This window comes from Metapseudomonas boanensis (genome assembly GCF_018704125.1).
GTDB classification, from domain to species: Bacteria; Pseudomonadota; Gammaproteobacteria; order Pseudomonadales; family Pseudomonadaceae; genus Metapseudomonas; species Metapseudomonas boanensis.
In genome coordinates this window covers 328,979-347,946 of sequence record NZ_JAGTIS010000002.1, presented here as the reverse complement: position 1 = coordinate 347,946, position 18,968 = coordinate 328,979, and the positions used below count along the sequence as shown (strand labels likewise).

Sequence of the window (18,968 nt, the reverse complement as noted above, 5' to 3'; positions counted from 1 at the left end):
TTTTTTTAACGTTTGATTCCAACTGTATGGATTCAATGACTTTTTATGAAATATCGAATTGCTTCCGCGCCAGATTGCCTATCCAGCGCAAAGTCAGCGCTTCACGGATTGGTGTACACAACTGAAAAAAAACCCCGCCGTATTGGGCGGGGTTGAGGTACGAGCGTGGCGTGCTCGCAATGAAGCAAGGGGTTACAGCAGCATCGTGCGTATGTCCGCCAGTACGTCGCCAAGACGCTTGGTGAAGCGAGCGGCAGCAGCACCGTTGATGACACGGTGGTCGTAGGACAGCGACAGCGGCAGCATCAGGCGCGGCTGGAAGGCCTTGCCGTCCCAAACTGGCTGCATGGTTGCCTTGGAAACACCGAGGATCGCCACTTCCGGCGCATTGACGATCGGCGTGAAGCCGGTGCCGCCAATGTGACCGAGGCTGGAAATGGTGAAGCAGGCGCCCTGCATGGCGTCGACAGAGAGCTTCTTGGTGCGCGCCTTTTCCGCCAGTTCGGCGGCTTCAAAGGCCAGTTGCAGCAGGCTCTTTTGGTCGACGTCGCGGATCACCGGCACCAGCAGGCCGTCCGGAGTATCCACGGCAAAGCCGATGTGCACGTACTTCTTGCGGATCAGCGCCTTGCCACTCGGGGCCAGCGAACTGTTGAAGTCCGGCAGTTCCTTGAGCAGGTAGGCACAGGCTTTGAGAAGCAGCGGCAGCACGGTCAGCTTGACGCCAGCCTTTTCCGCCACCGCCTTCTGGGCCACGCGGAAGGCTTCCAGCTCGGTGATGTCAGCCGAATCGAACTGGGTGACGTGCGGGACGTTGAGCCAGCTGCGATGCAGGTTGGCAGCACCTACCTGCATCAGGCGGGTCATGGCCACTTCTTCGATTTCGCCGAAGCGGCTGAAATCCACCTCCGGGATCGGCGGAATGCCGGCACCACCGGTCACGCCAGCAGCAGCTGCCGGAGCTTCCTTGGCCTTCTGCATCATTGCCTTGACGTAGGCTTGCACGTCTTCCTTGAGGACGCGGCCGTGTGGACCGCTGGCTGGTACGGCGTTCAGCTCGACACCGAACTCACGAGCCAACTGGCGGACGGCGGGGCCAGCGTGGACCTTGGCGCCGCTCGAGCGCCCTGGCATGCCGGGGCTGCCCGCAGCTGCGGCTGATAGAGCGGCAATCGCGCTGACCTCGGCGGCCACGAGCGGGTGGGCGCCGGCCGGCACGCGGTGCACCGGCTGGCTTTCCTGGGCCGGCGCTACAGCGGCCGCTGCAGGGGCAGCACCTGCTACACGCAGCTTGACGATCAGGTCGCCGGTGCCGACCTCGGCGTCCAGCTTCACTTCGACGCTCTCCACGACGCCGGCGGCGGGGGAGGGGATCTCCATACTGGCCTTGTCGGACTCCAAGGTGATCAGCGACTGTTCGGCCTCGACGGTGTCGCCAGCCTTGACCAGCACTTCGATGACCTTGGCCTTGCCGGCCGAGCCGATGTCCGGAACCTTGATGTCCTGCACGGAGGCTGCTGTCGGAGCTACAGGCGCCGCTGCCACTGCCACTGCCGCTGCCGGTGCGGTGGCGGGGGCTGCAGCCGGTGCCGGTGCTGCGGTCTGGGCGAGCGCAGCCGGAGCAGCACCTGCTACACGCAGCTTGACGATCAGGTCGCCGGTGCCGACCTCGGCGTCCAGCTTCACTTCGACGCTCTCCACGACGCCGGCGGCGGGGGAGGGGATCTCCATACTGGCCTTGTCGGACTCCAGGGTGATCAGCGACTGCTCGGCCGTGACGCTGTCACCGGCCTTGACCAGTACTTCGATGACCTTGGCCTTGCCGGCCGAGCCGATGTCCGGGACGAAAATGTCCTGCACGCTTTCGCTGACGGCTGCCGGCGCGGCAGCCTGGGCCGGAGCGGCAGCAGGCTGACTCTCGGCCTTGGGCGCCGGGGCGGCAGCCGCCGGTGCCGCGGCGGCGGCACCCTCGATTTCCAGTTCGAGCAGCTCGTCGCCTTCTTTCAGGCGGTCGCCCAGCTTCACTTTCAGGCTCTTGATCACCCCGGCCTTGGGCGCCGGGATCTCCATGCTGGCCTTATCGGATTCCAGGGTCAGCAGGCTCTGGTCGGCCTCGATGCGGTCGCCCACTTTGACGAACAGCTCGATCACTTCACCTTCGCCGCTGCCGATATCGGGTACGCGAATCAATTCACTCACAATGCGTCTCCTCAGAGAACCTGTTTAATTGCTGTTGCGCTTGCTCATGCTGTGTCGAAAACGGACTCAGACTGCTCATTTACTGGATGTAAACTCCGCGTCTTCGCCCGTTCTCTCCTTGCCTGAGCTGCGCTCACGACGCTCTTAAACCGATTCTTAACAGTCCAGCGGGTTGCGTTTTTCAGGGTCGATGCCGAACTTGGCAATGGCCTCGGCCACGACCTTCGGTTCGATCTCGCCACGATCTGCCAGGGCTTCCAGGGTCGCCAGGACCACCCAGTAACGGTCCACTTCGAAGAAGTGGCGCAGTTTCTTGCGGGTGTCGCTACGGCCGAAGCCGTCGGTGCCCAGGACCTTGTATTCCTTGCTCGGTACCCACTGGCGGATCTGGTCGGCGAACAGCTTCATGTAGTCGGTGGAAGCGACTACCGGACCCTTGCGACCGGTCAGGCACTGCTCAACGTAGCTCTGCTGAGGCTTCTGCTCCGGGTGCAGGCGGTTGTGGCGCTCGACGGCCAGGCCGTCGCGGCGCAGTTCGTTGAAGCTGGTGACGCTCCAGACGTCGGCACCGACGTTGAACTCTTCGCGAAGGATCTTCGCCGCTTCGCGGACTTCGCGCAGGATGGTGCCGGAGCCCAGCAGCTGCACGTGGTGGGCCGCGTCTTTCTTGTCTTCTTCCAGCAGGTACATGCCCTTGATGATGCCTTCTTCGACACCTGCCGGCAGGGCCGGCTGGGTGTAGGCTTCGTTCATCACGGTGATGTAGTAGAAGACGTTCTGCTGCTCTTCCGCCATCTGGCGGATACCTTCACGAACGATCACTGCCAGCTCGTAGCCGTACGTGGGGTCGTAGGTGCGGCAGTTCGGGATGGTCGCAGCCATGATGTGGCTATGGCCGTCCTCGTGCTGCAGGCCTTCACCGTTCAGCGTGGTGCGGCCGGCGGTGCCGCCGATCAGGAAGCCACGGGTACGGCTGTCGCCGGCCGCCCAGGCCAGGTCGCCGATCCGCTGGAAGCCGAACATCGAATAGAAGATGTAGAACGGCAGCATCGGCTGGTTGTGGTTGCTGTACGAGGTACCTGCCGCGATGAAGGAGGACATGGCGCCCGCTTCGTTGATGCCTTCCTCGAGGATCTGGCCCTTCTTGTCCTCGCGGTAGAACATCACCTGGTCCTTGTCGACGGGCTCGTAGAGCTGGCCGACGGAGGAGTAGATGCCCAGTTGGCGGAACATGCCTTCCATGCCGAAGGTACGAGCTTCGTCCGGGATGATTGGAACGATGCGCTGGCCCAGTTCCTTGTCCTTGACCAGTTGCGCGAGGATGCGTACGAAAGCCATGGTGGTGGAGATTTCACGGTCGCCGGAGCCATCGAGGATCGCCTTGAGGGTTTCCAGCGGCGGGGTCGGGATGGAGAAGCTGTTGGCGCGACGCTGCGGCACGTAGCCACCCAGCGCGGCACGGCGCTCGTGCAGGTACTTGTGCTCGGCGCTGCCTTCCTGCGGGCGGTAGAACGGCAGTTTTTCCAGGTCGTCGTCGTTTACCGGGATGTCGAAGCGGTCGCGGAACTGCTTCAGGCTCTCGATATCGACCTTCTTGGTGTTGTGCGCAGTGTTCTTCGCTTCGCCCGCACCGGTGCCGTAACCCTTGATGGTCTTGGCCAGGATCACGGTGGGCTGGCCCTTGTGGTTGACCGCCTGATGGTAGGCCGCATAGACCTTGTACGGGTCGTGGCCGCCACGGTTGAGCTTCCAGATCTCGTCGTCGGAGAGGTCTTTGACCATGTCCTTGAGCTCTGGAGAGTTGAAGAAGTTTTCACGGACGTACGCGCCGTCCTTGGCCTTGTAGTTCTGGTACTCGCCGTCGACGACTTCGTCCATGCGGCGCTGCAGGGAACCGTTGGTGTCCTTGGCGAACAGCGGGTCCCAGAAACGCCCCCAGACCACCTTGTTGACGTTCCACTGGGCACCGCGGAAGACGCCTTCCAGTTCCTGGATGATCTTGCCGTTGCCACGTACCGGGCCGTCGAGGCGCTGCAGGTTGCAGTTGATGACGAAGATCAGGTTGTCCAGCTTTTCACGGCCGGCTAGGGAGATGGCGCCGAGGGATTCCGGCTCGTCGCACTCGCCGTCGCCCATGAAACACCAGACCTTCTGCTTGCCGGCGGGGATGAAGCCGCGGCTTTCCAGGTACTTCATGAAGCGTGCCTGGTAGATCGCCTGGATCGGGCCCAGACCCATCGAAACAGTCGGGAACTGCCAGAAGTCCGGCATCAGCCAGGGGTGCGGGTAGGAAGACAGGCCCTGACCGTCGACTTCCTGACGGAAGTTGGTCATCTGGTCTTCAGTGATGCGGCCTTCGAGGAAGGCTCGGGCATAGACGCCGGGGGAGGCGTGGCCCTGATAGAAGATCAGGTCGCCGCCGTGTTCGTCGGTGGGCGCCTGGAAGAAGTAGTTGAAGCCGATGTCGTAGAGGGTCGCCGAGGACGCGAAGCTGGAAATGTGACCGCCAAGGTCCGGGTCGTGCAGGTTGGTGCGCATTACCATTGCCAGGGCGTTCCAGCGAACCAGCGAACGGATGCGGCGTTCCATGAACAGGTCGCCGGGCATGCGTGCTTCGTGGGTCACCGGAATGCTGTTGCGGTACGGCGTGGTGATCGCGTACGGCAGTTGGGTGCCGCTGCGGGTCGCCAGCTCACCCATGCGGGTCAGCAGGTAATGCGCGCGGTCTTCGCCTTCTTTGTCGAGTACGGATTCCAGGGAATCCAGCCATTCCTGGGTTTCGACGGGATCGAGGTCTTGCATGGCTTGCTCCAGGGCGGAAAGGCTTCCAGAATCGGATGCCAGTGGTCACGGCCGGCCTTATGGGCGGCCGCGGCGAAATTCTTGGATTAACCGGGGGTAGAACCGGGCTCGTGTAGTTTTACTACAAATCGACGACGGTTTCAGCACCTTGGATACAATCTTTCGTAGTAAAACTACAGACTGCGACGGGTGTTCGGCTGAAATCATTGATCTAGAGCCGTTCTGCTGTCGCTGAGCCTGCTGCCCGCCCCTGGGGCGGCAGCCAGAAAAGGATAGACCATGAGCCTGCCGCCGCTGGCCGCCTTGTCGGCCACCCTCCAATCCAGCGCCGATCGGGCGTTGGCGGCCTTTCGCACTACACTCGCACAAGTTCCCGGCGTTCCCGCTGCAGAACTGGATACCTGGCCCGACGAGCAGCAGGCTGATTTTGCTCGTGTGAGCGGTGCCAGTGATTTCGTCGCCGAGCAGGCTGCGCGCGATCCTTCGATGTTGCTGGCCCTGACAGCTTCCGGCGAGCTTGAGCGCAGCTTTGCGACGGGCGAACTGCGCGCGCAATTGGCGTCGCTGCTGGATGATTGTCCGGATGAGGACGAGCTGGCGCGTCGCCTGCGCCGTTACCGTAATCGCCAACAGGTGCGCATCATCTGGCGCGACCTGACCCGGCAAGCCGACCTGGCGGAGACGTGCAACGATCTCTCTGATCTGGCCGACGCCAGTATCGATCTTGCCTATCAATGGCTATATGGCCGCCACTGTGTGCAGTTCGGCACGCCCATCGGCCGCCGCTCCGGCCAGCCGCAGCATCTGGTGGTTCTCGGCATGGGCAAGCTGGGTGCCCATGAGCTGAACCTGTCGTCCGATATCGATCTGATCTTCGGCTACCCGGAGGGAGGCGAAACAGAGGGTGCCAAGCGCGCGCTGGATAACCAGGAGTTCTTCACTCGCCTCGGACAGCGGCTGATCAAGGCGCTGGACGTGATCACGGTGGACGGCTTCGTCTTCCGTGTCGACATGCGCCTGCGTCCTTACGGATCCTCCGGCCCCCTGGTGTTCAGCTTCAATGCGCTGGAACAGTACTACCAGGATCAGGGTCGTGACTGGGAACGCTACGCGATGATCAAGGCCAGGGTCGTGGCTGGCGACCAGGTTGCGGGTGGCCAGTTGCTGCAAATGCTGCGGCCTTTCGTCTATCGACGTTACCTGGATTTTTCGGCCGTCGAGGCCTTGCGCTCGATGAAGCAGCTGATTCAGCAGGAAGTGCGACGCAAGGGCATGACCGAGAACGTCAAGCTCGGTTCGGGTGGGATCCGCGAAGTGGAGTTCATCGCTCAGGCCTTTCAGCTGATTCATGGAGGGCGCGATCTGAGTCTGCAACAGCGGCCGCTGTTGAAGGTGCTGGACACCCTGGAGGGGCAGGGTTACCTGCCGCCGCCGGTGGTGGCGGAGTTGAAGGAGGGCTACGAGTTCCTGCGTTACACGGAGCATGCCCTGCAAGCGATCGCCGACCGTCAGACGCAGATGCTGCCGGATGGCGAGCTGGACCGGGCGCGCGTGGCATTCATCATGGGCTTCGATGATTGGATGGCTTTCCATGAGCGGCTGACCTACTGGCGCGGCCGGATCGATTGGCACTTCCGTCAGGTCATCGCTGATCCGGATGAAGAAGAGGGTGGTGACGGGGAGACCTGCATTGGTGGCGAATGGCTGCCGCTCTGGGAAGAGGCGCTGGATGAAGAGAGCGCCAGCCGTCAGTTGGCCGAGGCCGGCTTTGCCGAGCCCGCTGCGGCGTGGCGGCGCCTGACCGACCTGCGTACCGGGCCGCAAGTCCGGGCGATGCAGCGCCTGGGGCGTGAACGCCTGGATGCCTTCATTCCACGCCTGCTGAACATGACCGTTGAGCACGCGAACCCTGACCTGGTGCTGGAGCGTGTGCTGCCCCTGGTCGAGAGGGTGGCACGACGCTCGGCGTACCTGGTGCTGCTTACCGAGAACCCGGGGGCCTTGCAGCGCTTGATCCAGCTGTGCGCGGCCAGTCCCTGGATCGCCGAGCAGATCACGCGCTTTCCCCTGCTGCTCGACGAACTCCTTAATGAAGGGCGGCTCTACCGTCCGCCGCTGGCGCCGGAGCTGGCTGCGGAGTTGCGCGAACGGCTGACGCGAATCCCCGAGGACGATCTGGAACAGCAGATGGAGGCCCTGCGGCACTTCAAGCTGGCTCATGGCCTGCGGGTCGCCGCATCGGAGATCGCCGGTACCCTGCCCTTGATGAAGGTCAGTGATTACCTGACCTGGCTGGCCGAGGCCATTCTCGACCAGGTGCTGGCCCTGTCCTGGCGCCAGACTGTGGCGCGCTACGGTACGCCCAAGCGCGCGGACGGAAGCTTGTGCGATCCGGACTTCATCATCGTTGGCTACGGCAAGGTGGGCGGGCTGGAGTTCGGCCATGGTTCTGACCTCGACCTGGTGTTCATCCATGATGGCGACCCCCAGGCCGAGACTGATGGCGCAAAGCCGATCGATGGCGCCCAGTTCTTCACCCGCCTGGGCCAGCGCATCATCCATCTGCTGACCACTCAGACCACATCGGGTGCGCTGTACGAGGTGGACATGCGCCTGCGGCCTTCCGGCGCCTCCGGCCTTTTGGTCAGCTCCCTGGGCGCGTTCCAGCGCTACCAGGACAGCGAGGCCTGGACCTGGGAGCACCAGGCCTTGGTGCGTGCCCGCGTGTTGGTGGGATCGCCTCGGGTTGCTGCTGCTTTTGAGCAGGTGCGCCTGGCGGTGCTCGGTCGGGAGCGCGATCTGCCGACCCTGCGAACCGAGGTCAGCGAGATGCGCGCGAAGATGCGCAGTACCCTCGGCACCCGCGAAACCGCAGCCGGAACGGCGGAAAATGCCTTCTCGGCTACGGCCTCCTTCGATCTGAAGCAGGATGCCGGCGGTATCGTCGATATCGAATTTATGGTGCAATATGCGGCCCTGGCCTGGTCGCGACAGCACCCTGAACTGGTGCGTTACACCGATAACATCCGCATTCTGGATGGCCTGGAGCAGGCAGGTCTGCTGGCTGGCGACGAGGTTCGCCTGCTGCAGGAAGCCTACAAAGCCTACCGTTCGGCGGCCCACCGCCAAGCCCTGCAGAAGCAGCCTGGCGTAGTGGGTGGGGACCAGTTCCAGGCGGAGCGCCACGGCGTGATGCGGATCTGGCGCGAGTTGGGCTTGAGCTGACTCACCTGGCTGAACCAATCGAATTCTTGAGGAGCTGGCAATATGTCGATGGCCGATCGTGATGGTGTGATCTGGTATGACGGCGAACTGGTGCCTTGGCGCGAAGCGACCACCCACGTGCTGACCCACACCCTGCATTACGGGATGGGCGTGTTCGAAGGCGTGCGTGCCTACAACACCCCGGACGGCACGGCGATCTTCCGCCTGCAGGCGCACACCGACCGCCTGTTCGACTCCGCTCACATCATGAACATGCAGATCCCGTACACCAAGGACGAGATCAACGAGGCCACCCGTGCCGCCGTTCGTGAGAACAAGCTGGAAAGCGCCTACATCCGCCCGATGGTCTTCTACGGATCCGAAGGCATGGGCCTGCGCGCCACCGGCCTGAAGGTCCACGTGATCGTCGCTGCCTGGAACTGGGGCGCCTACATGGGTGACGAAGCCCTGGAAGTGGGCATCAAGGTGCGCACCAGCTCCTTTACCCGTCACCACGTGAACATCTCGATGACCCGCGCCAAGTCCAACGGTGCCTACATCAACTCCATGCTGGCCCTGCAGGAAGCGATTTCCGGTGGTGCCGACGAGGCGATGATGCTCGATCCGGAAGGCTATGTGGCCGAAGGCTCCGGCGAGAATATCTTCATCATCAAGGATGGTGTGATCTACACCCCCGAAGTCACTGCCTGCCTCAACGGCATCACCCGCGCCACCGTGCTGCGCCTGGCTGAAGAGCACGGCATCAAGCTGGTGGAAAAGCGGATTACCCGTGACGAGGTGTACATCGCCGACGAGGCTTTCTTCACAGGCACCGCCGCTGAAGTCACGCCGATCCGCGAAGTCGATGGCCGCAAGATCGGCATCGGCCGTCGTGGTCCGGTGACCGAGAAGCTGCAGAAAGCCTACTTCGACCTGGTGACCGGCAAGACCTCGGCCCACGCCGAATGGCGTACGCTGGTCAAATAAACCGACAAGGCTGCAAGGGACAAGCCGCAAGCTGCAAGTGGTGGAAGCTGCTTGTCGCTTGCGGCTTGTTGCTTGGGGCTTGAAGCTGCCTTTATGAACATTCTGATCGTAGGACCCTCCTGGGTCGGCGACATGGTGATGGCGCAGACGCTGTTCCAGTGCCTGCGCAGTCGTCATCCCGACTGCCAGATCGATGTGCTGGCTCCCGAATGGAGTCGCCCCATCCTCGAGCGCATGCCCGAAGTCCGGCGGGCACTGAGTTTTCCGCTTGGCCATGGCGTGCTGGATATCGCCGCCAGGCGCAAGATCGGCAAATCGCTGGCTGGGCATTACGACCAGGCGATTCTTCTGCCTAATTCGCTGAAGTCGGCGCTGGTGCCGTTCTTCGCAGGTATTCCCAAGCGCACGGGCTGGAAGGGCGAGATGCGCTACGGCCTGCTCAATGACATCCGTACCCTGGACAAGCAGCGTCTGCCGCTGATGATCGAGCGCTTCATGGCGCTGGCGTTCGAGCCGGGTGCCGAGTTGCCCAAACCTTACCCGCGGCCGTCCCTGCGCATCGATCCGGCCAGCCGCGACGCAGCGCTGGCCAAGTTTGGTCTGGGGCTGGATCGACCGGTTCTGGCGCTCTGTCCGGGCGCCGAATTCGGTGAGGCCAAGCGCTGGCCGGCCGAACACTATGCCAAGGTAGCCGAGGTGAAGATTCGTTCAGGCTGGCAGGTCTGGCTGTTCGGCTCGAAGAACGACCACCCCGGCGGCGAAGACATCCGCATGCGGCTGATCCCTGGCCTGCGCGAGGAAGTGGTGAACCTGGCCGGGCAGACCAGTCTGGCGGAGGCCATCGACCTGATGTCCTGTGCGACCGCGGTGGTTTCCAACGATTCCGGGCTGATGCACGTGGCTGCTGCCCTGGCGCGCCCGCTGGTTGCGGTCTACGGCTCGACCTCGCCGCAGTTCACCCCGCCGCTGGCGGAGCAGGTGGAAATCGTCCGCCTCGGCCTGGACTGCAGCCCCTGCTTCGAGCGCACCTGCCGCTTCGGGCACTACAACTGCCTGCGCGAGCTTCAGCCGCGCCCGGTGGTGGATGCGCTGGACCGCCTGGTGCCGGACCCGCTCGAGCTGACGGAGATTAGCTGAGTGCGGGTATTGCTGATCAAGACATCCTCCCTGGGCGATGTGATTCACACCCTTCCGGCGTTGACCGATGCCCGGCGGGCAATCCCCGGCATCCAGTTCGACTGGGTAGTGGAAGAAGGCTTCGCCGAAATTCCTGCCTGGCACCCGGCGGTGGCCCAGGTCATCCCGGTGGCCATCCGCCGCTGGCGCAAGAACCTCTGGCAGACCCTGAAGAATGGCGAGTGGCGCCGCTTCAAGCGCCGCCTGCGCGAGGTCGACTACGACCTGGTGATCGACGCGCAGGGCCTGCTCAAGAGCGCGCTGCTGAGCCGTTACGCCAAGGCGCCGGTGGCAGGGCTGGACCGTGACTCTGCCCGTGAACCGGCGGCCAGCCGCTTCTATGACCGAGCCTATCCGGTCGCCTGGGGCCAGCATGCCGTCGAGCGGGTGCGCCAATTATTCGCGCAGGCCCTCGACTACCGCCTGCCGGAAGGCGTCGGCGATTACGGCCTGAGCCGTGCGCAGTTGGCCGATTCCCAAGGTGGTGCACCTTACCTGCTGTTCCTCCATGGCACCACCTGGGACACCAAGCACTGGCCGGAAGCCTACTGGCGCGAGTTGACCGAGCGCGCCTGCGAGCACGGCTGGCATGTGCGTCTGCCGTGGGGCAATCCGAGCGAGAAGGCGCGCGCCGAGCGGATCGCCGAGGGCTTGGAAAACGCCGCGGTGCTCCCCAGATTGTCCCTCGCGGGCATGGCCAAGGTCGTGGCGGGGGCGCGTGCTTGTGTCGCCGTCGACACCGGGCTCGGGCATCTGGCTGCCGCGCTCGACGTGCCGACGTTGTCGCTCTACGGTCCGACCAATCCGGGTTTCACCGGCGCTTATGGGCGTGCGCAGATCCATTTGGGGAGCGATTTCCCCTGTGCGCCGTGCCTGAAGAAAACCTGCGCCTATAAGCCGACGGCGGAGGATCGCCGCCTGTTCGACCTCGACCGCGAACAGCCGCTATGTTTCACGCGGCTGAATCCGCAGCGCGTAGCGACCCAGCTGGAAGCCCTGCTGCTGACCGAGGATATCCACTGATGCAATTGGCATTCGTGCTCTACAAGTACTTCCCCTTCGGCGGGCTGCAACGTGATTTCATGCGCATTGCCCTGGAATGCCAACGCCGGGGGCATGCCATTCGCGTCTACACCATGATCTGGGAAGGCGAGGTCCCGGACGGCTTCGAGGTGCTGATCGCACCGGTCAAGGCGCTGTTCAATCACAAGCGCAACGAGAAGTTCACCGCTTGGGTCGAGGCTGACCTGGCGCGCCGCCCAGTCGACCGGGTGATCGGTTTCAACAAGATGCCGGGGCTGGACGTCTACTACGCCGCCGACCCCTGCTTCGAAGACAAGGCGCAGACGCTGCGCAATGGGCTCTATCGCCGCTGGGGACGTTACAAGCACTTCTCCGACTACGAGCGCGCGGTGTTCGCGCCGGATTCGCGCACCGAGATATTGATGATCTCCGAAGTGCAGCAGCCGTTGTTCGTCAAGCATTACGCCACACCGGCCCGGCGCTTCCACCTGCTGCCGCCGGGGATTGCCGCAGATCGCCGCGCGCCGGCCAATGCTGCCGAGATTCGCGCCGACTTCCGGCGCGAGTTCAAGTTGGGTAACGACGACCTGTTGCTGGCGCAGATCGGTTCTGGATTCAAGACCAAGGGCCTGGATCGCAGCCTCAAGGCGCTGGCCGACCTGCCCCGCGAACTGCGCAAGCGCACTCGGCTGATCGTCATCGGTCAGGACGACCCGAAGCCCTTCCTGCTGCAAGTGAAGGCATTGGGTATTTCTGACCAGGTCGACATTCTCAAGGGACGCAGCGACATTCCGCGCTTCCTGCTTGGGGCAGACCTGCTGATCCACCCCGCTTACAACGAGAACACCGGCACCGTACTGCTGGAAGCGCTGGTCGCCGGGCTGCCTGTGCTGGTCACCGACGTCTGCGGCTATGCCCATTACATTGCAGAAGCGGACAGCGGCCGCGTAGTGTCTAGCCCGTTCCAACAAGAAGCGTTGAACCGCATGCTCGCAGAGATGCTTGCCGATCCTGCCGCACGCCTGCGCTGGAGCGCCAATGGTCTGGCCTTCGCCGACAGCGCTGACCTCTACAGCATGCCGCAGCATGCCGCGGACGTGATCCTCGCGGAGCGATCTTCATGAACCTGATGCTGAAGCCACCCTTCGAGCGACTGTGGGCCGGGCGTGATGCTTTCGCCGAGGTGGAAGCGTTGCAGGGACAGGTGTACCGCGAGCTGGAAGGCCGGCGGACCCTGCGCACCGAGGTCGAGGGTCGCGGCTACTTCGTCAAGATCCACCGCGGCATCGGCTGGGGCGAGATCATCAAGAACCTGGTGTCGGCGCGGGCGCCGGTGCTCGGCGCAGCGCAGGAATGGGCGGCGATCCAGCGCCTGCATGAGGTCGGCGTGCCGACCATGACCGCCGTAGCCTTCGGTGAGCGCGGCAGCAATCCGGCGCGCCAGCACTCCTTCATCATCACCGAAGAGCTCGCGCCTACGGTCAGCCTGGAGGACTTCTGCCTCGACTGGCTGCGCAATCCTCCACCTGTACGTCTCAAGTGGGCGCTGATCGATGAAGTGGCGCGGATGACCGGCGGTATGCATCGGGCGGGGGTCAATCATCGCGATTGCTACATCTGCCATTTTCTCCTGCACACGGAGCGGCCGGTGCGTGCCGACGATTTCAAGCTGTCGGTGATCGATCTGCATCGTGCGCAAACCCGTGAGCGGACGCCTACTCGCTGGCGTAACAAGGACCTGGCCGGGCTGTACTTCTCTGCCCTGAACATTGGCCTGACCCAGCGTGACAAGCTGCGTTTTCTCAAGGCCTACTTCCGCCAGCCGTTGCGTCAGGTATTGCGCGATGAAGCCCGCCTGCTGGCGTGGCTCGAGCAGAAGGCCGTGCGCCTGCTTTCGCGCTACGAGCGCAAGTACGCCGGGGGAGACCAGGCTTGAGCCAATGGAAACTTGCCGAGGGCCTGGAGGCCGAAGTGGCCGCTCTGTTCGGTGACCTGGACAGAGTATTTGCCCTGCAGGGTGACTGGATCACCGGTGATCCGCTGTCCGAGGTCCTGCGGGTCGAGCATCGCGGTGTGCGCTATTACGTCAAACGCTACTGGGCTGCGGGCAAGGGGCTGCGTCGCTGGATCGGCAGACCACGGGTCAAGGCCGAGTGGCAGAATCTCAAGCACTTCGCCAACTGGGGTATCTCGACAGCGCCCTTGGTGGGCTGGGGAATGGAGCGCCGAGTTGGGGCGTTTCACCGTGGCGCACTGATCACTCGGGAGCTGGCTGGCACGGTCGATATGGCGGTCATGGCTCTGCAGCACGACCCGCGCCTGGCTGACCCGCATTGGGTCGATGGCGTCAGTCGGCAGCTGGCACGGGCAACGCGTACCCTGCATGACCACCACTTCGCCCACAACGACCTCAAGTGGCGCAACCTGCTGGTGGATCAGGCTGGTCGCCTGTTCCTGATCGATTGCCCTACCGGGACCTTCTGGTGGGGACCTTTCCTGCGTTATCGGGTGATCAAGGACCTGGCGTGCCTGGACAAGGTGGCCAAGTACCACCTGACGCGCAGCCAGCGTTTGCGTTTCTACCTGCAGTACCAGGGGCGCCAGCGCCTCAATGCCGCGGACAAGCGCCAAGTGCTGCGGATCGTAAAATTCTTCGAGGGGCGCGAATGAGTGATTTCATCGCCCTGGCGGATCGCGAGATTCTCGCCCGCCATGGCCTGGACAGTTTCGATGCGCTCTGGGCTGCGCGGCTGCAAGCAGTGGATGAACCCAACACCGGGCGCGGCGGCTGGAGCAGCGTGTTCCGGCTGGAGCTGGGCGAGGCCGCCTACTACCTCAAACGGCAGAGCAACTTCTTCAGTCGTAGCCTGGCGCGGCCGCTGGGCGAGCCGACCTTCGCCCGGGAGTTCCGCAATATCCGCCGCTACGAGCGGCTGGGCATACCCGCTTTGCAGGCTGCCTTTTTCGGTGCGCGCCAAGTGGATGGCGAGTGCCGGGCCATCCTCGTCACGCGGGCCCTGGATGGCTGGCGTGAGCTGGCGGACTGGCTGGCGTCCTGGCCGATGCTTGCAGCCGCCCAGCGCTCAGCCTTGCTCGTCGCGGTGGCTGGCCTGGCGTGGCGGCTTCATCAGTCATGGCAGATGCATGGTTGCTTCTACCCCAAACACGTGTTCCTGCGAGAGGCCGGCGACGGCTTCGAGGCCTGCGTCATTGACCTGGAGAAGACCCGTCCGCTGTTGTTGGGGCGTCGAGATCGGGTAAAGGATCTGGAGGCGCTGGTGCGCCGAGCCGATGCCTGGGGTGAGTCTGAAGTGCGCGAGTTACTGGGGTTCTATCTGCAGCAACCGAGTGACTCGCCCAAGGTTGCCGATTGGCTTGCGCGCCTGAGCAGCCGTCGACAGAACAAGGAGCGCAATCAGTGAAGTTGGCTGAACTGGCCCAGGCCGGACGCAATCCGCAGCTGCCATTGCGCCTGGAGATGGCTGGCGGCATCGAGCTGATCAGTCTGCTGCGGGTGCTGCCCGGGCAGCGCTACGTCGGCGTAGCGCTCTGGGAGGGGCGCAAAGTGCTGGCCAAGTTGTTGGTGGGTAGCAAGGCGCAGCGCCATTATCAGCGTGAGCTTGCAGGTGTCCGCGCGCTGCATCAGCAAGGGCTCGCGACACCGGAGTTGCTGGCGGACGGAACACTGGAAGGCGAGGGCGGCTGGCTGTTGTTCGATTATCTGGGCGGTGCCGATAGCCTCTGGGATGCCTGGCGTGAGGTCGAGCGCGACACGCCGTTATCCGATGGCCAGCAGGCTGTGCTGGGTGAGGCCTTGGCAACCATCGCCAGGATGCATGCGGTGGGACTGGCGCAGGAAGACCTGCACCTGGACAACCTGCTTCGTCACGGCGACACCCTGTATGTCATCGATGGCGGTGGCATCAAGGCGGAAAGCCCGGGCGAACCTTTGTCGCGCGACAAGGTACTGGCCAACCTCGGCGTATTCTTCGCTCAGCTGCCGACGGCGCTCGATCCTTTCCTCGAGGAGTTGCTGGTGCACTACCTGCTGGTCAATGGCGAGCACGCGCTGCCGCTGGAGGCTCTGCAAAAGGAAATCGCCCGGGTTAGACGCTGGCGGCTTGGCGACTTCATGGCAAAGGTCGCCCGTGATTGCAGCTTGTTCAGCGTAGTTCGCAGCGCGTTCAGCCTGCGGGCCGTTCGCCGCGAGGCTGAGCCAACACTTGCGCCGCTGCTGGATGAACCGGATGCCGCCCTGCAGCAAGGTCGCCGGCTCAAGGACGGCGCCACCGCGACGGTCGCCCAGGTTCTTGTGGCGGGGCGCGATGTCTTGATCAAGCGCTACAACATCAAGGGACTGATGCACTGGCTGACACGCTTCTGGCGCCCCAGTCGTGCCTGGCACAGCTGGCGCGAGGGCAACCGCCTGGACTTCCTCGGTATCGCCACCCCGCGTCCGCTGGCCGTGCTCGAGCGCCGGTTCTGCTGGTTGCGCGGGCGCGCCTACCTGATTACCGAATATCTCTCCGGGCAAGATATAATCGCGCGTTTTAAGCCCTATCTGGACAATCCGGACCGGGCAGGCGTTCCTCCCGAAGCCGAATTGCAGGCCCTCGACCAACTGTTTGCCGCACTGATCCGTGAACGGATCAGCCATGGCGACCTGAAGGGCACCAACCTGTTCTGGCAGGACGGCCGCTGGGCCTTGATCGATCTCGACGCTGTGCGCCACCACCGCAGCCAGCATGGGTTCGCCAAGGCCTTCGCCCGCGACCGCGCGCGCTTCTTGAGGAATTGGCCTGCCGACTCGGCGCTGTTCCAGTTACTGGACAAACGTTTACCGCAGGTGCCCGGCACCTGCCCTGAAAGAGGCTAACCTCCGTGGCATTGACGATTCTCGGCCTTTCCGGCGCCCTCAGCCATGATCCTTCCGCCGCGCTATACATCGACGGCAAGCTGATCGCGGCCGCCGAAGAAGAGCGCTTCGTGCGCGACAAGCACGCGAAGAACCGCATGCCCTACGAGTCGGCCAAGTTCTGCCTGGAGCAGGCCGGAATCAAGCCTTCCGATGTCGATGTGGTGGCGATTCCCTTCGCGCCCATCAGCCTGTTCGGCAAGGCCCGCTGGCACTACGCCAAGCGCTACTGGTACGCCCCGGACCGCGCGCTGGACGCGATCCTCATGGGCAATCGCCGCTACAAGCGCTACCGCAAGAAGATCGTCTGGTGCCTGGAACAACTGGGTTTCGATGCCAAGAAGGTGAAGATCGAGCCGGTCGAGCACCATCTGGCCCACGCCTCCAGCGCCTATCATTGCTCGGGTTTCACCGAGAAGACCGCGATCCTCGGTATCGACGGCAAGGGCGAATACGCCACCACCTTCTTCGGCTGGGGCGAGAACGGCAAGATCCACAAGATCAAGGAATTCTACGACCCGGATTCCCTCGGTGGCCTGTATGGCGCGATCACCGAGTACCTCGGCTTCGAGATGCTCGACGGCGAGTTCAAGGTCATGGGCATGGCACCTTACGGTGACGCGGCCAAGTACGATTTCTCGCGTCTGGCGAAGTTCGAGAACGGTGAGCTGATCATCAACACCGACTACGCCAACGTCATCGGTTTCCGCCGCTACAAGGAAAACGGCAAGGGCTATTACTTCTCGCCCAAGCTGATCGAGTGGCTGGGGCCGAAGCGCCAGGGCGATATCGCTGACGATCCTTACATCCACTATGCCGCCAGCATGCAGGCACTGTTCGAGAAGCTGGCGTTGGAGATGATGGATTACTACCTGGGCGACATCATCCGCCAAACCGGCAAGATCGCCTTCGCCGGCGGCTGTGCGCTGAACGTCAAGCTCAACCAGAAGATCATCGCTCGTCCGGAGGTGAAGGAACTGTTCGTCCAGCCTGCCTCCGGCGACGCCGGTACCGCAGTGGGCGCTGCCGCTTACATCTCGCACAAGCGCGGCGTGCCGGTGGAGAAGATGGAGCACGTCTACCTCGGCCCGTCCTTCTCGAACGAAGACGTCATCGCTGCCTGTGCCAAGCACCCGAACAAGCCGGTGTTCAAGCGCATCGAGAACACTCCGCAGCGCATCGCCAAAATCATGGTCGAAGGCAACCCGGTGGCCTGGTTCCAGGGCCGCATGGAGTTCGGTCCGCGTGCCCTCGGCGGCCGCTCCATCATCGGCTGCCCGAGCGTGCCTGGCGTGGCAGACCGCATCAACGAGCAGATCAAGTTCCGTGAGCGCTGGAGGCCGTTCTGCCCGTCGATGCTCGACACCGTCGCGTCGCAAATGCTCAAGGTCGATCATCCGTCGCCCTTCATGACCTTCACCTTCGAGGTCAATGAAGAGTGGAAGACTCGCGTCTGCGAAGTGGTGCACGAAGACGGCACGTCCCGCGCCCAGGTGCTGGAGCGCCGCCACAACCCGCGCTGGTATGACCTGATGAAGGAGCTGGAAAACCTCACCGGCAACGGTGTGTCGCTGAACACCTCGCTCAATCGCCGTGGCGAGCCGATGATCTGCTCGCCCACCGACGCACTGAACATGTTCTACGGCTCGGACCTCCAGTACCTGATCATGGAAGACATCCTGGTCGTCAAGGATGGTGTGGATTGGTATGACAATGTCGGCTAAGCCCCTGCTTAGCGTCGTCATTCCCAGCTACAACTACGCGGCTGTCCTCCCGCGTGCTGTCGAGTCAGTGTTGGCCCAGGCCACCGAAGAAGTCGAACTCTGGGTGGTCGACGACGGCTCCACCGATGACACTCCGGCGGTCTTTGCCGCCCTGGGCGAGCGCTATGGCGCTCGCTTCCAGGGGGTGCGCCAGGACAACGCCGGTCCTTCCGCCGCGCGCAACCATGGCGTACGCCTCGCAAGTGGACGCTATGTACTGTTGCTGGATGCCGACGACGAGTTGGTGCACGGCGCGCTGCCACAACTGTGCGAGCACTTGCGCCAGGTAGCGGACGTCGGGCTCTGGCTGGCCGGGCACGTATCCGTGGAGCCGGATGGTCGCGAGCGCGCGCATCCTGCAAGCCCGGTGCCCCGAGCGCCGTTACAGAGGCTCCAGGCCTACTTGCTGGACAAGAAGATCGCCCTCAGCCACGGCGCCTGTGTGTTCCTGCGCGAGCTCCTGCTTGAGCGCCCCTATCCCGAACATCTGCGCCACAGCGAAGATATCCCGGTGTTTGCCTACACCCTGACCCGCGGACGGGTCGAGGTTCTCGACCTGATGCTGGCGCGTGTCCACAAGCATCCCGGCAGCCTGCGCCACAATGCGACAGCAGCCCGCAAGGTCGGCCTGGCGCTGGTGGACGAGGTCTTCCGCCAGTTGTCGCCCGATCTCCAGTCACTCAAACCGCGCTATCGCGCTCAGCGCTGCCTGTCGTTGTTCCGCACCTGCCTGCTGGCTGGCGAGCACGACGGCGCCCGTGATTATTATCGCGAGGCGGTCCGGACTGACTGGCGTGTGCTGTTCAATCTGTCCTACAGCCGCAAGGCGCTGCGCCTCTGGTTGAAACGTTGAATGGGTAAAAGTGGCCGCCAAAGCAGCCATTGGTCATGAATTCTGG

Annotated in this window: 13 protein-coding genes; 11 read left to right on the top strand and 2 right to left on the bottom strand. The window is 63.4% G+C overall.

Annotated features, from left to right (window positions below; translation table 11 throughout):
• Window positions 1–192 precede the first annotated feature (192 nt).
• Together aceF and aceE are read right to left on the bottom strand one after the other, a co-directional pair.
• Window positions 193–2,199, bottom strand: a complete 2,007-nt coding sequence (gene aceF, locus J7302_RS05665) for a dihydrolipoyllysine-residue acetyltransferase (RefSeq protein WP_215371628.1) — start codon at window positions 2,197–2,199, stop codon at window positions 193–195.
• 156 nt (window positions 2,200–2,355) lie between these two features.
• Entirely contained in the window at window positions 2,356–5,001 is a 2,646-nt protein-coding gene (aceE, locus tag J7302_RS05660; protein ID WP_215371626.1) for a pyruvate dehydrogenase (acetyl-transferring), homodimeric type, read from the bottom strand.
• A gap of 279 nt (window positions 5,002–5,280) precedes the next feature.
• Between aceE and glnE the strand changes: the two genes are divergently transcribed.
• From glnE to J7302_RS05605, 11 genes are all read left to right on the top strand, one after another.
• A complete protein-coding gene (gene glnE, locus J7302_RS05655) occupies window positions 5,281–8,226 on the top strand; it encodes a bifunctional [glutamate--ammonia ligase]-adenylyl-L-tyrosine phosphorylase/[glutamate--ammonia-ligase] adenylyltransferase (RefSeq protein WP_215371623.1) in 2,946 nt (981 codons plus the stop codon).
• Between the two features lie 42 nt (window positions 8,227–8,268).
• On the top strand, window positions 8,269–9,192 hold the full coding sequence (ilvE, locus tag J7302_RS05650; RefSeq protein ID WP_215371621.1) for a branched-chain-amino-acid transaminase: 924 nt from the start codon (window positions 8,269–8,271) through the stop codon (window positions 9,190–9,192).
• Window positions 9,193–9,285: 93 nt separating this feature from the next.
• Complete coding sequence (waaF, locus tag J7302_RS05645; protein ID WP_215371619.1) at window positions 9,286–10,329, top strand: lipopolysaccharide heptosyltransferase II; 1,044 nt, start codon at window positions 9,286–9,288, stop codon at window positions 10,327–10,329.
• Entirely contained in the window at window positions 10,330–11,391 is a 1,062-nt protein-coding gene (waaC, locus tag J7302_RS05640) for a lipopolysaccharide heptosyltransferase I (RefSeq protein WP_215371616.1), read from the top strand.
• The gene (locus J7302_RS05635) at window positions 11,391–12,515 is read left to right on the top strand and encodes a glycosyltransferase family 4 protein (RefSeq protein ID WP_215371614.1); all 1,125 of its coding nucleotides are present in this window, start codon (window positions 11,391–11,393) and stop codon (window positions 12,513–12,515) included. The genes waaC and J7302_RS05635 overlap by 1 nt, the downstream gene beginning before the upstream one ends.
• Window positions 12,512–13,327: a lipopolysaccharide core heptose(I) kinase RfaP gene (rfaP, locus tag J7302_RS05630; RefSeq protein WP_215371611.1), complete on the top strand. Its 816-nt coding sequence runs from the start codon at window positions 12,512–12,514 to the stop codon at window positions 13,325–13,327. The genes J7302_RS05635 and rfaP overlap by 4 nt, the downstream gene beginning before the upstream one ends.
• Window positions 13,324–14,061: a lipopolysaccharide kinase InaA family protein gene (locus J7302_RS05625; protein ID WP_215371609.1), complete on the top strand. Its 738-nt coding sequence runs from the start codon at window positions 13,324–13,326 to the stop codon at window positions 14,059–14,061. The genes rfaP and J7302_RS05625 overlap by 4 nt, the downstream gene beginning before the upstream one ends.
• Window positions 14,058–14,813 carry a lipopolysaccharide kinase InaA family protein gene (locus tag J7302_RS05620; protein WP_215371607.1) on the top strand — a complete coding sequence of 252 codons (756 nt, stop codon included), beginning with the start codon at window positions 14,058–14,060 and terminating at the stop codon, window positions 14,811–14,813. The genes J7302_RS05625 and J7302_RS05620 overlap by 4 nt, the downstream gene beginning before the upstream one ends.
• Entirely contained in the window at window positions 14,810–16,267 is a 1,458-nt protein-coding gene (locus J7302_RS05615) for a lipopolysaccharide kinase InaA family protein (RefSeq protein WP_215371605.1), read from the top strand. The genes J7302_RS05620 and J7302_RS05615 overlap by 4 nt, the downstream gene beginning before the upstream one ends.
• Window positions 16,268–16,272: 5 nt before the next feature.
• Window positions 16,273–18,030 carry a carbamoyltransferase family protein gene (locus J7302_RS05610; RefSeq protein ID WP_215371603.1) on the top strand — a complete coding sequence of 586 codons (1,758 nt, stop codon included), beginning with the start codon at window positions 16,273–16,275 and terminating at the stop codon, window positions 18,028–18,030.
• Entirely contained in the window at window positions 18,020–18,922 is a 903-nt protein-coding gene (locus tag J7302_RS05605; protein WP_215371601.1) for a glycosyltransferase family 2 protein, read from the top strand. Before J7302_RS05610 ends, J7302_RS05605 begins: the two co-directional genes overlap by 11 nt.
• The last annotated feature ends 46 nt before the right edge of the window (window positions 18,923–18,968 follow it).

Bases quoted from the DNA above. Each gene is read 5' to 3' on its own strand.
- waaF (WP_215371619.1), top strand. From the start codon at position 9,286: ATGAACATTCTGATCGTAGGACCCTCCTGGGTCGGCGACATGGTGATG.
- rfaP (WP_215371611.1), top strand. From the start codon at position 12,512: ATGAACCTGATGCTGAAGCCACCCTTCGAGCGACTGTGGGCCGGGCGT.
- ilvE (WP_215371621.1), top strand. From the start codon at position 8,269: ATGTCGATGGCCGATCGTGATGGTGTGATCTGGTATGACGGCGAACTG.
- J7302_RS05635 (WP_215371614.1), top strand. From the start codon at position 11,391: ATGCAATTGGCATTCGTGCTCTACAAGTACTTCCCCTTCGGCGGGCTG.
- glnE (WP_215371623.1), top strand. From the start codon at position 5,281: ATGAGCCTGCCGCCGCTGGCCGCCTTGTCGGCCACCCTCCAATCCAGC.
- aceE (WP_215371626.1), bottom strand. From the start codon at position 5,001: ATGCAAGACCTCGATCCCGTCGAAACCCAGGAATGGCTGGATTCCCTG.
- J7302_RS05620 (WP_215371607.1), top strand. From the start codon at position 14,058: ATGAGTGATTTCATCGCCCTGGCGGATCGCGAGATTCTCGCCCGCCAT.
- J7302_RS05605 (WP_215371601.1), top strand. From the start codon at position 18,020: ATGTCGGCTAAGCCCCTGCTTAGCGTCGTCATTCCCAGCTACAACTAC.